The sequence below is a fragment of the Mesorhizobium sp. M0802 genome (genome assembly GCF_040320115.1).
Taxonomy (GTDB): Bacteria; Pseudomonadota; Alphaproteobacteria; order Rhizobiales; family Rhizobiaceae; genus Mesorhizobium.
This window is the reverse complement of sequence record NZ_JAMYOY010000018.1, coordinates 51648-65575: the sequence shown is the minus strand read 5'-3', so window position 1 is coordinate 65575 and position 13928 is coordinate 51648. Positions and strand designations below refer to the sequence as shown.

General features: G+C 62.7%; 14 protein-coding genes and 1 pseudogene. 3 read left to right on the top strand and 12 right to left on the bottom strand.

The features are described 5' to 3' along the window. Positions 1-37: 37 nt before the first annotated feature. The 11 genes and pseudogenes from NKI10_RS23285 to NKI10_RS23235 form a co-directional block, all read right to left on the bottom strand. The gene (locus tag NKI10_RS23285; RefSeq protein WP_352862104.1) at positions 38-553 is read right to left on the bottom strand and encodes an SRPBCC domain-containing protein; all 516 of its coding nucleotides are present in this window, start codon (positions 551-553) and stop codon (positions 38-40) included. Beyond that, positions 531-890, bottom strand: a complete 360-nt coding sequence (locus NKI10_RS23280; protein ID WP_352862103.1) for an ArsR/SmtB family transcription factor — start codon at positions 888-890, stop codon at positions 531-533. Before NKI10_RS23280 ends, NKI10_RS23285 begins: the two co-directional genes overlap by 23 nt. A 246-nt stretch (positions 891-1136) precedes the next feature. Then, positions 1137-2228 (bottom strand): 3-deoxy-7-phosphoheptulonate synthase, encoded by a 1092-nt coding sequence (locus NKI10_RS23275; RefSeq protein ID WP_352862102.1) that lies wholly within the window; start codon positions 2226-2228, stop codon positions 1137-1139. A 467-nt stretch (positions 2229-2695) separates the two neighbouring features. Beyond that, positions 2696-3117: pseudogene (locus NKI10_RS23270) on the bottom strand (type II toxin-antitoxin system VapC family toxin). Then, positions 3114-3377, bottom strand: coding sequence for a type II toxin-antitoxin system Phd/YefM family antitoxin (locus NKI10_RS23265; protein WP_023687410.1), 264 nt, complete (start codon positions 3375-3377; stop codon positions 3114-3116). The pseudogene NKI10_RS23270 and the gene NKI10_RS23265 overlap by 4 nt, the downstream one beginning before the upstream one ends. Positions 3378-3449: 72 nt before the next feature. Then, positions 3450-4244 carry an SDR family oxidoreductase gene (locus tag NKI10_RS23260; RefSeq protein ID WP_023744930.1) on the bottom strand — a complete coding sequence of 265 codons (795 nt, stop codon included), beginning with the start codon at positions 4242-4244 and terminating at the stop codon, positions 3450-3452. A gap of 30 nt (positions 4245-4274) precedes the next feature. Then, entirely contained in the window at positions 4275-5270 is a 996-nt protein-coding gene (iolG, locus tag NKI10_RS23255; RefSeq protein ID WP_352862101.1) for an inositol 2-dehydrogenase, read from the bottom strand. A 113-nt stretch (positions 5271-5383) separates the two neighbouring features. After that, the gene (locus NKI10_RS23250) at positions 5384-6166 is read right to left on the bottom strand and encodes an ATP-binding cassette domain-containing protein (RefSeq protein ID WP_027049093.1); all 783 of its coding nucleotides are present in this window, start codon (positions 6164-6166) and stop codon (positions 5384-5386) included. Positions 6167-6168: 2 nt separating this feature from the next. Beyond that, positions 6169-7245: an ABC transporter permease gene (locus tag NKI10_RS23245; RefSeq protein WP_023687413.1), complete on the bottom strand. Its 1077-nt coding sequence runs from the start codon at positions 7243-7245 to the stop codon at positions 6169-6171. A 161-nt stretch (positions 7246-7406) separates the two neighbouring features. After that, on the bottom strand, positions 7407-8348 hold the full coding sequence (locus NKI10_RS23240) for a sugar ABC transporter substrate-binding protein (protein ID WP_023684065.1): 942 nt from the start codon (positions 8346-8348) through the stop codon (positions 7407-7409). A gap of 369 nt (positions 8349-8717) precedes the next feature. Next, positions 8718-9749, bottom strand: coding sequence for a LacI family DNA-binding transcriptional regulator (locus tag NKI10_RS23235; RefSeq protein ID WP_352862100.1), 1032 nt, complete (start codon positions 9747-9749; stop codon positions 8718-8720). 174 nt (positions 9750-9923) lie between these two features. On the opposite strand from NKI10_RS23235, the gene NKI10_RS23230 reads away from it, so the two are divergent. The 3 genes from NKI10_RS23230 (at position 9924) to NKI10_RS23220 (ending at position 12661) form a co-directional block, all read left to right on the top strand. Beyond that, entirely contained in the window at positions 9924-11027 is a 1104-nt protein-coding gene (locus NKI10_RS23230; RefSeq protein ID WP_352862099.1) for a fatty acid desaturase family protein, read from the top strand. 85 nt (positions 11028-11112) lie between these two features. After that, positions 11113-11427, top strand: coding sequence for a MocE family 2Fe-2S type ferredoxin (locus tag NKI10_RS23225; RefSeq protein ID WP_023672328.1), 315 nt, complete (start codon positions 11113-11115; stop codon positions 11425-11427). Positions 11428-11443: 16 nt separating this feature from the next. After that, positions 11444-12661, top strand: coding sequence for an NAD(P)/FAD-dependent oxidoreductase (locus tag NKI10_RS23220; RefSeq protein ID WP_352862098.1), 1218 nt, complete (start codon positions 11444-11446; stop codon positions 12659-12661). 162 nt (positions 12662-12823) lie between these two features. On the opposite strand, the gene NKI10_RS23215 is transcribed toward NKI10_RS23220, so the two are convergent. Continuing rightward, on the bottom strand, positions 12824-13780 hold the full coding sequence (locus NKI10_RS23215; RefSeq protein ID WP_352862097.1) for a DUF1402 family protein: 957 nt from the start codon (positions 13778-13780) through the stop codon (positions 12824-12826). Positions 13781-13928: the final 148 nt, after the last annotated feature.

Genomic DNA, 13928 nt, shown 5'->3' with positions numbered 1-13928 from the left:
GAGGGCGGCAGCAACCCCGTCCCGGAGATCGATGACGTCATGACCGCCTCACGCTCTCGCCCAAGACGACGAGAAGCTCGTCCAATTGCTCGAACGTCTCGCCCATCGCATCCGCCGCCCCGGTACCGGCCGCGTCGAGAGCCTCCTTCGAGAGATAGAGTTCGTGCATGACCAGCAGCGTCTTGCCACCCTTTTCCTCGAAGGTCAGCGTGGTGACGGCCCCACCGTCACCACCTTCGTCATTGGTCCAGACGAGGCGTGAGTGCGGTGTCACTTCGATATACCTGCCGAAGAATTCGTGAAGGTCCGAGGCGTCGTGGCCGAACACCAGGCGGTACGTGCCTCCGGTACGAGCATCCATCTCACATGAACGCAGGAACATGCCCATCGACTTCGGCACCCACCACTGCTTGAACAGCTCGGGCTTGGTCCACGCCTCGAACACGATGCGCGCCGGACCGTTGACTGTTCGCTTGACGACCAGCTCGCGCTCGGACTTCCGTTCGACCGTCGTGCGGTTGTTCGTGGGCTCACTCTCGGTTCTTTGGTGCATCGGCTTTCTCCTTCCGTTTCAATTCCTCGACAACCTTGTCCAACTCGTTGAAGCGTGCGTCCCAGAGCAGGCGGTGCCGCTCGATCCAGGCCGCCTCTTCCTCCAGTCCGCGCAGGCCGAGCTTGCAGGTCCGCACGCGGCCAGCCTTCTGCGTGGTGACGAGCCCCGCCTGCTCCAGGACGCCGACGTGCTTCTTCATGCCCGTGAGGGTCATGTGGAACTTTCCGGCAAGCTCGGTGATCGAAGCGTCTGCGCGTCCGAGCTGCTCCAGAACGCCACGCCGGGTGGCGTCCGAGAGCGCGGCGAACGAGGAATCCAAGTCGGTATACTGAACCATACGGTTCAGTATTTAGCAGACCGGTTGCCGGGGTGCAAGGGGAGCCGCAGCGCGGCTGCGTTGCCGAACGCCGCAAATCGACTTCGTTTCGATGCAGATCGACTCGGCGATCCTCAGACCCTAAAGCCTTTGTTTTGATGCATGTCGTTGTCCCAGAACCGCGGCACACTTCTAGGCGACATGCATTTTGGGGCGGCGCAATCCTGGCTGGATTTCGAACCGCCGCCCTCCCCGCATCGCCTCGTATCAGGCGGCGCCCGGCCGGCTCTCCATCATGGCGCGGCGGGCTGAGCGGCGCCATTCTACGGCGCCGGCGAGGCCGTGCAGCACCGTCTCTGTGGTCGCCCAGTCGATGCAGCCATCTGTGATGCTCTGGCCATAGACGAGCGGCTTGCCTGATACCACGTCCTGCCGGCCGGCGACGAGATTGCTCTCGATCATGACGCCGATGATACGTTCGTCCCCTGCTGCCACCTGGCCGGCGACATCGGCCGCCACCTTCGGCTGGTTCTCCGGCTTCTTGCTCGAGTTGGCGTGGCTGACATCGATCATCAGACGGGGGGCGACGCCGATGCGGGCAAGTTCGACCGAGGCCGCCTCGACGCTCGCCGCATCGTAATTCGGCTGAACGCCGCCGCGCAGGATGACGTGGCAGTCCTCATTGCCGGTAGTAGTCGCAATGCCGCTGCGTCCACCCTTGGTCACCGCCATGAAATGATGCGGCTGGGCGGCGGATTTCACCGCCTCGGCGGCGATCCTGAGATTGCCGTCGGTGCCGTTCTTGAAGCCGACCGGGCAGGACAGGCCGGAAGCCAGTTCGCGGTGGATCTGGCTCTCGGTGGTGCGCGCGCCGATGGCGCCCCAGGCGACGAGGTCGGCAATGTATTGCGGCGTCGTCATGTCGAGAAATTCGGTGGCCGAGGGCAGGCCGAGATTGTTGACCGCCGACAGCACGTTGCGCGCCATCCGCAGTCCCTTGTCGATGTTGAAGCTGCCGTCGAGATCGGGGTCGTTGATAAGGCCCTTCCAGCCGACAGTCGTGCGCGGCTTTTCGAAATAGACCCGCATGACGATCTCCAACCGGTCGGACAGGGTCTCGCGCAGCGCCACTAGCCGGCTGGCATAGTCAACGGCTGCGACCGGGTCGTGGATCGAACACGGGCCGACGATGACAAGCAGCCGGTCGTCGGTGCCGTTCAAGATGGCATGGGTGGCGTTGCGTGATGCGCTCACGGTGCGCGTTGCCGTCAGCGTGCGCGGGATCTCCCGCATCACCTCGTCCGGCGTACTCAATTCTCGGATTTCCTTGACCCGAAGATCGTCTGTGGTGGTCAACACGGCTTTCTGCTCCTGTTTTTAGGAGACCTGCCGGCTGATACAAAAAAGCCGCCAGGTCTGGCGGCTGTTCGGACTTGTTGCTGCAATCTTCAGATCCAGCGCAATCCTCCCGCCGCCAGCGAGCTGCTAAAGTACCAATACGAGGCGGTCAGGTTGATCATGAGGCTCATATAGTCGATGCGGGGGTGTTTGTCACGTGGCTGCTGGCCTCAATTCGGGAGAGCCTACCCTCGTGATTTCGTCGTCCCTGGGCGAAGCAGGAGCGAAGCTCGGTCGCGAAGACCTGGGATCCATTCCGTGACACTACCCGAGGCGGTAGCGGAGCAGAATTCCGCACCGCTGCAACGCTTCCGAGTCCCGGCATGGATCCTCGGGTCTGCGCTGCGTCGCTACGCTCCTTGTTCCGCCCGTGGATGACGAAGTGCCGGCGGTTTCGCCAATCGCCAACACGTATAACGCGGAGCGGCTCATGCGGTCCAGGGATCGAAGAGTTCAATTCCCAAGCCTTCGAAATGTTTCGTATTGCGCGTTGCCAAGGTGAGCTCGTGCGCAATCGCAGTGGCTGCGATCAGGCCGTCCATCGACGACAGACCACGACCGCGGCGCTTGCCAAGACCCATCAGGTCGCTCCAGGCCAAGGCAACCGCATCGTCCACCGGCAAACCCGCTGTTCGAAGCGCTGGGGCAGATCCCGGGCGAGCCATTCGGCCAGCGCCTCGCGTTTGCGGCCCTCATCCATCAGAGAGACGCCGCGCCGGATCTCGGCGATCGACACTACGCTGATGAAGGAGCGGTCCTCATCAAGCTCGTCCAGCCAGCCCAGGACACGTGCGACAGGCGCTGGCCTCGTCACCTCGGACAGGATGTTCGTGTCGAGCAGCAGTCTCACAGCGGCAGGTCACGCGGTTCGTCGCGCTGACGTTCAAGCTCGAGATCGGCGCCGCGCAGCGGCGAGTCCAGCAGGAACTCGGCAAGCGTACCCTTGCGTGCGATCTTGCGCTGCCATTCCTCGGCCGAGACGACAACCACGCTTGGTTTGCCGTTCTTGGTGATCGTCTGCGGCGAGGACTGCGCGCGCTCGATGACCTCGGAGAGCCGGGCTTTTGCCCCGGCAACCGTCCAGTTGGTGCCTTTGGATGACGTTAGCATCGCATCCCTCGTGACTATCATGACTATCATGACTATCTGGGAATGGCGATGTTGCTGCAACAGGGTTTGAAGCTACTCCGGCGAGGTCCCCGCGACGTTCTGGTCATAGTCGACCAGCGAGCCGGTCATGACACCGGATTGCGGGCTGGCCATGTAGCTGATCAGCCGCGCCAGTTGGTCGGGCTTCACCAGTTGGCCCATGGGCTGGCCGGCCTCTGCCTTTGCCAGCCAGTCGTCGGAGGCACCGTGCCATTTCTTCTGCACGATGTCCTCGCCCTCGGTGTCCATCCAGCCCGGCAGAACGGCGTTGCAGCGGATGCGGTTGGAGCGATAGGCGTTGGCGACGTTCTTGGTCAGCGTCGCCAGCGCGCCCTTGCTCGAGGAATAGGGCGCGAGGAACGACTGGCCGCAATGCGCCGACATCGACAGCACGTTGACGATCGAACCCGGCGCTTTCTTGTCCAGCAGATGCGCCACCACGCCCTGCATCAAGAAGAAGGGGCCGCGCACATTGGTCTGGAAAATCTGGTCGAACACCTCTTCCGAAGTTTCGACAAGTGAACCACGCGCGGACGTGGCGGCGGCGTTGACCAGCGCGTTGATGGTGTCGAAATGCGAGACGGCGGTGGCCACGGCGCGCTTGCAGTCCGCCACTTTCGAGACGTCGGCGCTGATGAAGATCGCATCGACGCCTGCCTTCTTGAAGTGGGCGACAGCCTTGTCGCCCTTCTCCTCCGAACGGCCGATCAGCGCCAGCGCCTTGCAGCCTTCGTCGGCCAAGGCCTCGGCAACGGCAAAGCCGATGCCTTGCGCGCCGCCGGTGACGATGGCGCGCGTGTTCGAATTGCGATCGGCTGATGTGCTCATCGCTCTGCTCCTGTGCCCTGGTTTCGGTTCTTACTTGTCGAGGCGGACGGTCTTGCCCGATGTCGCCGATTTCAGCGCCGCATCGGCCAGCTTCAGCGCCACGAGGCCGTCGGCGCCGCTCGGCGATGCCTTCTTGCCCGAGGTTGCAGCAGTGATGAAAGCGGCAATCTCGATGGCGTAGGCGTCGAGATAGCGGGTCATGAAGAAGTCGTGCAGCGGCGGTCGCGTATAGCCCTTCTCGTTGGCGACCTCGATCGACACCGGCCGCTGGTTTTCGGCGGCGACCATGCCCTTGGAACCATGCACCTCTATGCGTTGGTCGTAGCCATAGGTGGCGCGGCGCGAATTGGAGATGACGGCCTGCTTGCCGGACGCGGTTTCGAGGATGACGCTGACAGAGTCGAAATCGCCCGCTTCGCCGATCTTCTCGTCGACCAGAACCGAGGCATGGGCGCTGACCGCGACCACCTCTTCGCCGAGCAGGAAGCGCGCCATGTCGAAATCGTGGATTGTCATGTCGCGAAAGATGCCGCCCGAGCGCTTGATGTAGTCGACGGGCGGCGCACCTGGATCGCGCGAGGTGATGGTGACCATCTCGACGGTGCCGATGGCACCGTCGTCGATCGCCTTGCGCACGGCGGCGAAGTGCGGATCGAAGCGGCGGTTGAAACCGACCATCAGCGTCGCCTTGGCCTTGTCGACCACGGCCAGGCATTTCTCGACACGCTTGACGTCGAGGTCAATCGGCTTCTCGCAGAAGATCGCCTTGCCGGCCTTGGCGAAACGCTCGATCAGATCGGCATGGGTGTCGGTCGGCGTGCAGATGACCACGGCGTCGATGTCCTTGGCCTTCTCGATCGCGTCGATGGTGCGCACTTCGGCGCCATAGGCGGTTGCCAACTCGGTCGCGGCCTTTTCAAAAGCGTCGGCAACGGCCACCAGTCTGGCCTGCGGGTTGGAGCCGACGGCGCGGGCATGGACCTTGCCGATGCGGCCGGCACCGAGGAGGGCGAAACGAACAGTCATGGGGTATTTCCTCTAGGGGGATGGGTTCGAGAGAGTTGTGTCTCCACCTTCCTTTTGAGAAAGGTGGCAAGATAATTTTTCGAGCACGCCAGAAAACAGGATGACCATCCTGTTCAGGCCGCGAGTTCCGCCTCCCCGGTCTTGGCGCCGGTGATGTAGGAGACGATGTCGTTGCCGTCGGTGTTTTCCTTGCGCAGGTTGGCGACGATGCGGCCGCGCCGGAAGACGACGATGCGATCGCACAGGTCGAACACCTGGCGCATGTTGTGGCTGATCAGGATCAGCGGCTCGCCATTGTCCTTCAGCGTGCGGATGATGTTTTCGACCTGCGCCGTCTCCTGCACGCCAAGGGCTGCCGTCGGCTCGTCCATGATGATCAGCTTGGAGGCGAAGGTCGCGGTCCGGGCGATCGCAACGCACTGGCGCTGGCCGCCCGACATGTGGCGAATGGTGTTCGACAAATTGGGGATTTTCACTGCCGTGCGGATCAGCGCCGCCTCGGTCGCCTTGCGCATGTATTTGCGGTCGAGGATCGAGAACGGCCCGAGATTGAAAAGCACCTTTTCGCGGCCGAGGAACAGGTTCGACGGCACGTCGAGATCGTCGGCCAGCGCCAGGTTCTGGAACACGGTCTCGATGCCCGCCGTGCGCGCTTCGATCGGCCCGGCAAAATTCACTTCCCTGCCGTCGAACCAGATCTGGCCGCTGGTGCGTTGCTCGACGGCGGTGATCTGGCGCACGAAGGTCGATTTGCCGGCGCCATTGTCGCCCATGATGGCGACATGCTCGCCCTTGCGCAGCTCGAAATTCGCGCCTTCCAGCGCGTGCACGCCGCCATAACGCTTGGTCAGGTTTTCGGTCTTCAGGACGATGTCTGTCGTGGAGATATCTGGCATGGTCAAGCCCTCAATGCCCGCATGCGCTGGCGCCATTGGTCGAGAACGACCGCGCCGACGATGATCACGCCCTTGACCATCTCCTGATAGTAGGCGTCGAGGCGCAGGAAGGTGAAGCCGGAAATGATGACGCCGAAGATCAGCGAGCCGATCACGGTGCCGACGATCGAGCCGCGGCCGCCCGACAAAGAGACGCCGCCGATGACCGCCATTGCGATGGCGTCGAGCTCGTACATGACTCCCATGCCGGACTGTGCCGTCAGGTTCTTGGAGGAGAGCACGACGGCGGCCAGCGCGGCGAGGATGCCGGCAATGACGTAGACGAGGATCTTGTGGTTGGCGATCTTGATGCCGGACATGCGCGCGGCATCCTCGTTGGAGCCGATGGCATAGCAATGCTTGCCGTAGCGTGTGTAGGTCATGATCAGCTGGAACAGCACCGCCAGCGACAGGAAGATGATGACCGGCATCAGCCCCTTGCCGATACCAGCGAAACTTTCGGTCGGAAACGAGATCGGCTGACCCTTGGACCACCATTTGGCAATGCCGCGCGCGGTCACCATCATGCCGAGCGTGGCAATGAACGGCGGAATGCGCGTGTATGCAATCAAGGAGCCGTTGACGAGACCGGCGAGCAGACCGCAGCCGATGGCGACTAGTACCGGCACGATGACCGGCAGGTCGGTCCAGCCTTGCGCCAGGAACATCGCCTTGGGGTTGGGGTTACCGTTGACCGTCGCCACCTGGGCAAAACTCATGGCGATCATGGCGGTGGCGCCGACGATCGAGCCCGAGGACAAGTCGATGCCGCCGCAAATGATCACCTGCGTGACGCCGATGGCGATGATGCCGACGATCGACACCTGCAGGATGATGATCTGCAGGCGGGCCTCATTGAAGATCCCGGCGACGTTGTCGCGCGTGTTGAACAGGAAGCTGTCGCCAAGAAAGATGCGGCCGATCATTTCGAAGATGACGACCAGAATGACCAGCGCCAGGAAGACGTTGAATTCGGCCGGCCATGTCCGCCTCTTCGCGTCATAGCTGACCCCGCCGACGCCATGAGATGTCTGTGACATGCCTTGTCCTCCGTGAGGCCGCATTTGCCCTTCCGCCCCTCAGGGCGGTGGGGGAAACGGGAGCGGCGCGGTTGCGCCGCTCTCTTGTTTGTTTGTCGCAATTCCGGACGGAAAACCGCTTCACACTTTTTCCTGGAATTGCTTACGCGTGAGTTGCCGGCTCAGTTCTTCTTCAGGAACTTGTCGATGTTGGCCGGCGTAACCAGCTGGAAGGGCACGTAGACCTTGTGCTCGACCTTCTCGCCCTTGGCGAGCTTCAGTGCCGCGTCGAGCGCGCCGGCGCCCTGGCCGGCCGCGTCCTGGAACACGGTCGCATCGAGGTCGCCTGCTTGCATGGCGGCAAGCGCGTCCTGCGTGGCGTCGACCCCACCGACGACAACCGTCTTCATGTCGATGTTGGCGGCCTTCATCGCCTGGATGGCGCCGATGGCGCTTTCGTCATTGTTGGCGATGACGCCGTCGAACGGCTTGCCGGTCGACAGCCAGTTGGTCATCAGGTTCTGCGCTTCGTCGCGGTTCCAGTTCGAAGTCTGCTTGTCGATGATCTTGATGAAGCTGCACTCCGGCGTGGCGATCACCTCTTCGATGTCCTTGGTGCGCTGCACGGCGGCCTGGTTGGAAAGCTCGCCCATGATGACATAGACATTGGCTTCCTTCTTGCCGGCCTCGGTGAACAGGCGGCAGACTTCCTTGGTCTCGAGCGTGCCGGAATCGGCCTCGTTCGACGCGACGAAGGCCTGGTTGTCCGGCAGCGTGTCGACATTGACCGGCTGGCGGTTGACATAGACCAACGGGATCTTGGCGGCTGCGGCGGCGTCCGACATCGCCTGCGTGGCCGAGGTGTCGACCGGGTTGACGATGATGGCGTCGACGCCCGAGGCGGCGAAGTTCTTGATCTGGTCGAGCTGCTTGGCGACGTCGTTCTGTGCGTCCTCGACCTGCAGTTCCACGCCGCTCATGCCCTTGGCCTGCTCGATCATGCCGTTGCGCAGCACGGTGAGGAAGTTGTCGTCGAACTTGGCCATCGACACGCCGACCTTGGCGGCAAAAGCGGACGAACTCATCAGCGCCGCAAAGGCGACGCCCAAAATCAGTTTCTTCATTGTGTTTCTCCTCCACATTGGTGTCCGGCTGCACCGATCTCCCCGGAATCCTCGATCGCCCGAGGAATCTCTCCCGAATGGCTTCTATTCCGGATGGCGGTTCCCAAGGGATGGAACGCCAGGCTCCCAGTTTGAAACAGATGTTCCGGAACGAAAGAACCAAAATACCAATCTGATGAAATATTTATTCCATTTTTTCGCGAGACGTCAAGAGCGATTCCTATGTCGGAAAGCGGATTTTCGGTCGCCGCGCCGCAATTTCACATCGAATCAAGGCCGACAGCGGCACAGGCCGAGTCTGAAGGCAGAATCTGATAGATTCTATCATCGCCGGAGAGCCCGCGCCGAACGGGTCGGCGCGGCAACGCGTTAGATATTTTCCGGCAGATAGATGTCGAAGGGCAGAAAGGTCTGGCCCGGCGCGTTGGCGGCGCCGGCCTCGATGGAATGCGCCATCAGGTCGACAAGCTCGCGGCACAAGGCGGCGAGCGGCGTCGAGATCACCATGGTCAGGATGTTGTCGGCGAGTGCCGCGCGCGATTCGGCGTTGATCTCGTTGCAGACGACCACCGGCATGTTTGCGGGCTTCGCTGCGCGGAGCGCCGAGACCGCGCCTTCCATGCCGCCGCCGGCGACATAGCAGCCGGCAAGATCCGGATACCGCACCAGGAGATCGATCATCGCATCGTGGGTGACCTGGTTGGCTTCCAGATTGACCAGCGTTTCCATCACCATGAAGTCCGGCGCATGTTCGCGGAAGAAGGAGCGAAATCCGATCTCGCGCAGTTCATGACCGTGGAAGCGATGACTGCCGACGAAAAGGGCGACCTTGCCGGGGTTCTTTGCCGCCCTGGCGATCATCCAGGCCGCGGTGCGACCGACCTTGCGATTGTCGAGGCCGACATATCCCTCACGGATGCCAGCGGCAAAGTCGGACAGCAGCGAGAAGACAGGTTGCCCCCTCGCTTTCAGCGACTCCACGACCGCCGTCAGCGTCGGATGGTCCGGACCGACAACGGCGATTGCTCTGGATTTCGCTGCCAGCTTGCGCATCTGGGCGGCGATCTCGTCGGCGGCTAGCGAGCTGGCGAAATCGATGGTGGCGACGCCGCGGAAGCGCTGCGATTGCGAGACCGCCATTTCTAGCTCCCTCGCGAAATCGCCGTAAAAAACATCATTGCCCCGCAGCAGCAGAAAGCCGAGGCGGTATTCCGGCAATTCCTGGCGCATGCGCCGCTTGATCAGCCCGGCGGCGTGGTAGCCGATGCCGGTCGCCGCCTCATAGACGCGGCGCGCGGTTTCCTCGCGCACCGGCAGCCGGTTGTTCAGCACCCTGTCGACAGTGGCGACGCTGACGCCGGAGATGCGCGCCAGATCGGTGATGGTTGGGCGTTTTGCCATGACTGTCCCGCATGAGTGCCTGCAACTGCTTACATCGTTCTGATGGAAAATGATAGAAACTATCTTTGTGATATTGAGACTATCACCGCATGGCGCTATTTTGCGCTCGGACACAGGCGCCTGTAATGGACATATCCGTCCTGACGGATGCTGTGGCAGACGGAGGCAGCCCCAATGGAAGCGACACTATCCACACCACCGTCCCGGCGCGACTACAGCCTGATCGGCCGCGACGCCAAGCTCGCCGTCGAGACCGGGCTGGCGGCGGCCGAGTGGTATCACACCGATATTCCGCGCAAGCAGATGAAGGAGCTGATGCAGCGCTCCGACGGGCCGGCGATCCGCGACACCGCGATCTGGCTGGCCGCGCTGATCCTGAGTGCCGCCGGCGGCGCCTGGTTCTGGGGCAGCTGGTGGTGCGTGCCGTTCTTCTTCGTCTATGGCGTGCTCTACGGCTCCTCCACCGACTCACGCTGGCACGAATGCGGCCACGGCACCGCCTTCCGCACGCAGTGGATGAACGACGCGGTTTACCAGATCGCCTGCTTCATGATCATGCGCAATCCGGTGACCTGGCGCTGGAGCCACACCCGCCACCACACCGACACCATCATCGTCGGCCGCGACCCGGAAATCTCGGTGATGCGCCCGCCGGACCTGTTGCGCGTCGCGCTTGCTTTCGTCGGCGTGATCGACGCCTGGAAGGCGATGTCGGACATGCTGCGCAACGCCGCCGGCAATATCAGCGCGGCGGAAAAGACTTTTATCCCCGAACAGGAGCAGCCTAAAGCCATTCGCATCGCCCGAATCTGGACGGCCATCTATGCCGTCACCATCGCGATCGCACTGTATTTCGGCTCGTGGCTGCCGCTGATGCTGGTCGGGCTGCCCCGGCTCTACGGCGCCTGGCATCATGTCATGGTCGGCCTGCTGCAGCATGGCGGGCTCGCCGAAAATGTCGTCGACCACCGGCTGAACAGCCGCACCGTCTACATGAACCCGGTCAGCCGCTTCATCTACTGGAACATGAACTATCACGTCGAACACCACATGTTCCCGATGGTGCCCTATCATGCGCTGCCCAAACTGCATGCGCTGATCAAGCACGATCTGCCGGCGCCGACGCCGTCGATCCTGGCCGGCTACCGCGAGATGATCCCGGCCTTTTTGCGCCAGCTGCGCAACGAGGACTATTTCCTCAAGCGCGAATTGCCGCCGACGGCGCGGCCGTACCGCGAGGAATTCCACAACGACGTCGTCGCCGCCGCGGCGGAATGATCGCGCGATTAAGCTTTTGTTTTGACGCAACTCCGAACGGAAAACCGCAACGCACTTTTCCTGGAATTGCTTTTGGGAGGAACACATGAGCGACTGGATCGAAGCCTGCGCCGCCGGCGACATCGACGAAGAAGATGTGATGCGCTTCGATCATGGCGGCCGCACCTTCGCCATCTATCGCAGCCCCGATGACGACTACTTCGCCACCGATGGCCTGTGCACGCACGAAAAGGTGCATCTGGCCGACGGGCTGGTGATGGATGACATCATCGAGTGCCCCAAGCACAATGGCCGCTTCAATTACAAGACGGGGGCGGCACGCGGCGCGCCGGTTTGCGTCAATCTCGCCACGTATCCGGTAAAGGTCGAGGCCGGCAAAGTGCTGATCCAGATCGGGTAGGACCATGCAGGCGGGAATGGTCATCATTGGCGCCGGCGAGTGCGGCGGGCGGGCAGCCCTTGCTCTGCGCGAACTGGGCTATGTCGGGCCGGTGACGCTGGTGGGTGACGAACCCCATCTGCCCTATGAGCGGCCGCCTTTGTCCAAGGACGCAATGACGAGCGACGCGGCCGAGATCAAGACGATCGCCAGCGACGAAATTCTGGCCGAGAAATCGATCCGGCATATCCATTCCGTTCAAGCGGTGGCGATCGACCGCCCGGAGCATATGGTGCGGCTGTCGGACGGTTCGGCCCTGCCCTACGACAAGCTGCTGCTGGCGACCGGCTCGACACCGCGCAAGCTGCCGATGCCGGGATTGGGGTCGCGCTGCGTCTACCTCCGCACCTTTGCCGACGCGCTGGCCATTCGCGCCCACCTCAGCCCGGCAAACCGCATCGCCATCATTGGTGGTGGCTTTATCGGCCTGGAGCTCGCCGCTTCGGCGCGCAAGCTCGGGGCCAGCGTCACGGTCATTGAGGCGCAGCCGCGCATCCTCATGCGCGGGGTGCCGGCGGAGATCGCTGAAATCATCCATCAGGCGCATGAGGCCGAAGGCGTGACCGTGCTCACCGGTCAGGGCATCGCTGATATCGCCGACGACGGCGCTGAGGTGCACATCATGCTCGCCGATGGGCAGGACATCGTCGCCGATCTCGCCGTCATCGGCATCGGCGCCGTGCCGGTGACCGGGCTTGCCGCGGAAGCGGGCCTAACCGTCGATAACGGCATCGCCGTCAATGGCGAACTCCAAACAATCGATCCCGACATCTTCGCCGCCGGCGATTGCTGCTCGTTTCCGCTCGCTGTCTATGCTGGCCGGCGGGTGCGGCTGGAAGCCTGGCGCAATGCGCAGGAACAGGGTGCGCTGGCCGCGAAGAACATGCTGGGCGCCCGCGAGGCGCATGCCGCGGTGCCATGGTTCTGGTCGGATCAGCATGGTTTGTCGCTGCAGATCGCCGGCCTTCCCGACGAGGGCAAAAGCACGGTCCGCCGCGATCTCGGCGACGGTGCTTTTATTCTGTTTCATCTGGCCGAGGATGGCACGCTGGTGGCGGCGAGCGGCATCGGTACGGGCAATGCCGTGGCGCGCGACATCAGGCTGGCCGAGATGCTGATCGCGAAACGGGCACAGCCGGCGCCGGAGGCGCTGGGATCGCAGGCGGTCAAATTGAAGTCGCTGCTGGCGGCGTGAACCCACCCTCCCCTTGTGGGGGTCCGAAGGACGGGCGAGACCCGTGGCTAGCCTCGGCAAGTCGCTGCGAAGCAGCGAGGTGGGGGCGGCGCAGACCCCCACCCGGACCTTCGGTCCGACCTCCCCACAAGGGGGAGGTAGGGGCCTTGAGCTTCAAACCACCTAAAACAGCGCCTTCAGCTCGTCCAGCTTGTCGTTGACCAGCCAGCCGTAATAATTCTCCTCGGGCAGTTTGACCGCCTCACCCGCCGCGCGGCGCTTGTCGTTCTCGGCCTTCAGCGCATAGGCGCGCTGCTCGGGATTGCCGACATTGTAGAGCGTGGCGGTCAGCCCCGGATTGCCTGAGATGTCGAAGCCGGCAATGTTTTTGTAGGCGTCGATCGACTTCCTGATCGTCGCTGCGACGTAGGGCAATGTCAGATCCGGATCCATGATGGTCTTGTAGACCCCATTGGGATCGGCGACATCGAGCTCGGGCAGCCCCGACACCTTGTGCACGAGATCGCTCATCTGCAGCGCGGTCAGCGGGTTGAGCTGGCCGAGGCCAAAGGTCTGGCCGGCATAATAGGGCTGGAAGAAGGTGGCGCCGAAACGGTCGTTGGGAAAGCTGGTGCCGCCGACGGTCTTGCCGCGGAAGGAGCGGTTCCACACCTGCTCGCGGCATTCCCACAGGTCGTAGCTGTCCGACATCGTGCACTTCTTGAATTCCGGCCGCTGCACGAAATCGGTGATGTCTTCGCCGTCATAGGCGAAGGACAGCTTGCTGGAGAGGTAGGAGATCGCCTTGACGTAGTAGGTCTGCAGCCGGTCGTAGGCATCGACATTGTAGGTGTGCTCGCCGACGATGGCGCCGACGATGTGCAAGGGGTTGATGCCGTAAGCGGCAGCCGCCTTCCTGATCTTGGCGCGCAATTCGGCGTCGTTCTGCAACAGAGCGTAGACCTTGCGGTATTTGGCCTGGAAGGTGGTGTTGGTGGCCTGGGTGCGGCGGCTGGAGGCGCCCGGTATGTCAGGCTGCACGACATTGCGGTTGCCCGCCGGCACCAATGTCGCCGCGTCAGCCGCGAACAGCGTCGCCGCCAGCGTCAAGCCGAGAATGAGCAGGATCAGTTTTTTCATGCGCCGCCGCCTAGAGAATTGCCGCGCAAATTAGGTAAAGCTCCCGGTCGAGTCGAGAGCGCCCTTGCAGCCAGCAAGACGAAAGGTGGCCGCATGATACCATCCGGCCACACACGATGATGTTTGCCGGAAACTGTTGCCTAAGCAT

Bases quoted from the DNA above. Each gene is read 5' to 3' on its own strand.
- NKI10_RS23285 (WP_352862104.1), bottom strand. From the start codon at position 553: ATGCACCAAAGAACCGAGAGTGAGCCCACGAACAACCGCACGACGGTC.
- NKI10_RS23280 (WP_352862103.1), bottom strand. From the start codon at position 890: ATGGTTCAGTATACCGACTTGGATTCCTCGTTCGCCGCGCTCTCGGAC.
- NKI10_RS23265 (WP_023687410.1), bottom strand. From the start codon at position 3,377: ATGCTAACGTCATCCAAAGGCACCAACTGGACGGTTGCCGGGGCAAAA.
- NKI10_RS23260 (WP_023744930.1), bottom strand. From the start codon at position 4,244: ATGAGCACATCAGCCGATCGCAATTCGAACACGCGCGCCATCGTCACC.
- iolG (WP_352862101.1), bottom strand. From the start codon at position 5,270: ATGACTGTTCGTTTCGCCCTCCTCGGTGCCGGCCGCATCGGCAAGGTC.
- NKI10_RS23250 (WP_027049093.1), bottom strand. From the start codon at position 6,166: ATGCCAGATATCTCCACGACAGACATCGTCCTGAAGACCGAAAACCTG.
- NKI10_RS23245 (WP_023687413.1), bottom strand. From the start codon at position 7,245: ATGTCACAGACATCTCATGGCGTCGGCGGGGTCAGCTATGACGCGAAG.
- NKI10_RS23240 (WP_023684065.1), bottom strand. From the start codon at position 8,348: ATGAAGAAACTGATTTTGGGCGTCGCCTTTGCGGCGCTGATGAGTTCG.
- NKI10_RS23235 (WP_352862100.1), bottom strand. From the start codon at position 9,749: ATGGCAAAACGCCCAACCATCACCGATCTGGCGCGCATCTCCGGCGTC.
- NKI10_RS23230 (WP_352862099.1), top strand. From the start codon at position 9,924: ATGGAAGCGACACTATCCACACCACCGTCCCGGCGCGACTACAGCCTG.
- NKI10_RS23225 (WP_023672328.1), top strand. From the start codon at position 11,113: ATGAGCGACTGGATCGAAGCCTGCGCCGCCGGCGACATCGACGAAGAA.
- NKI10_RS23220 (WP_352862098.1), top strand. From the start codon at position 11,444: ATGGTCATCATTGGCGCCGGCGAGTGCGGCGGGCGGGCAGCCCTTGCT.
- NKI10_RS23215 (WP_352862097.1), bottom strand. From the start codon at position 13,780: ATGAAAAAACTGATCCTGCTCATTCTCGGCTTGACGCTGGCGGCGACG.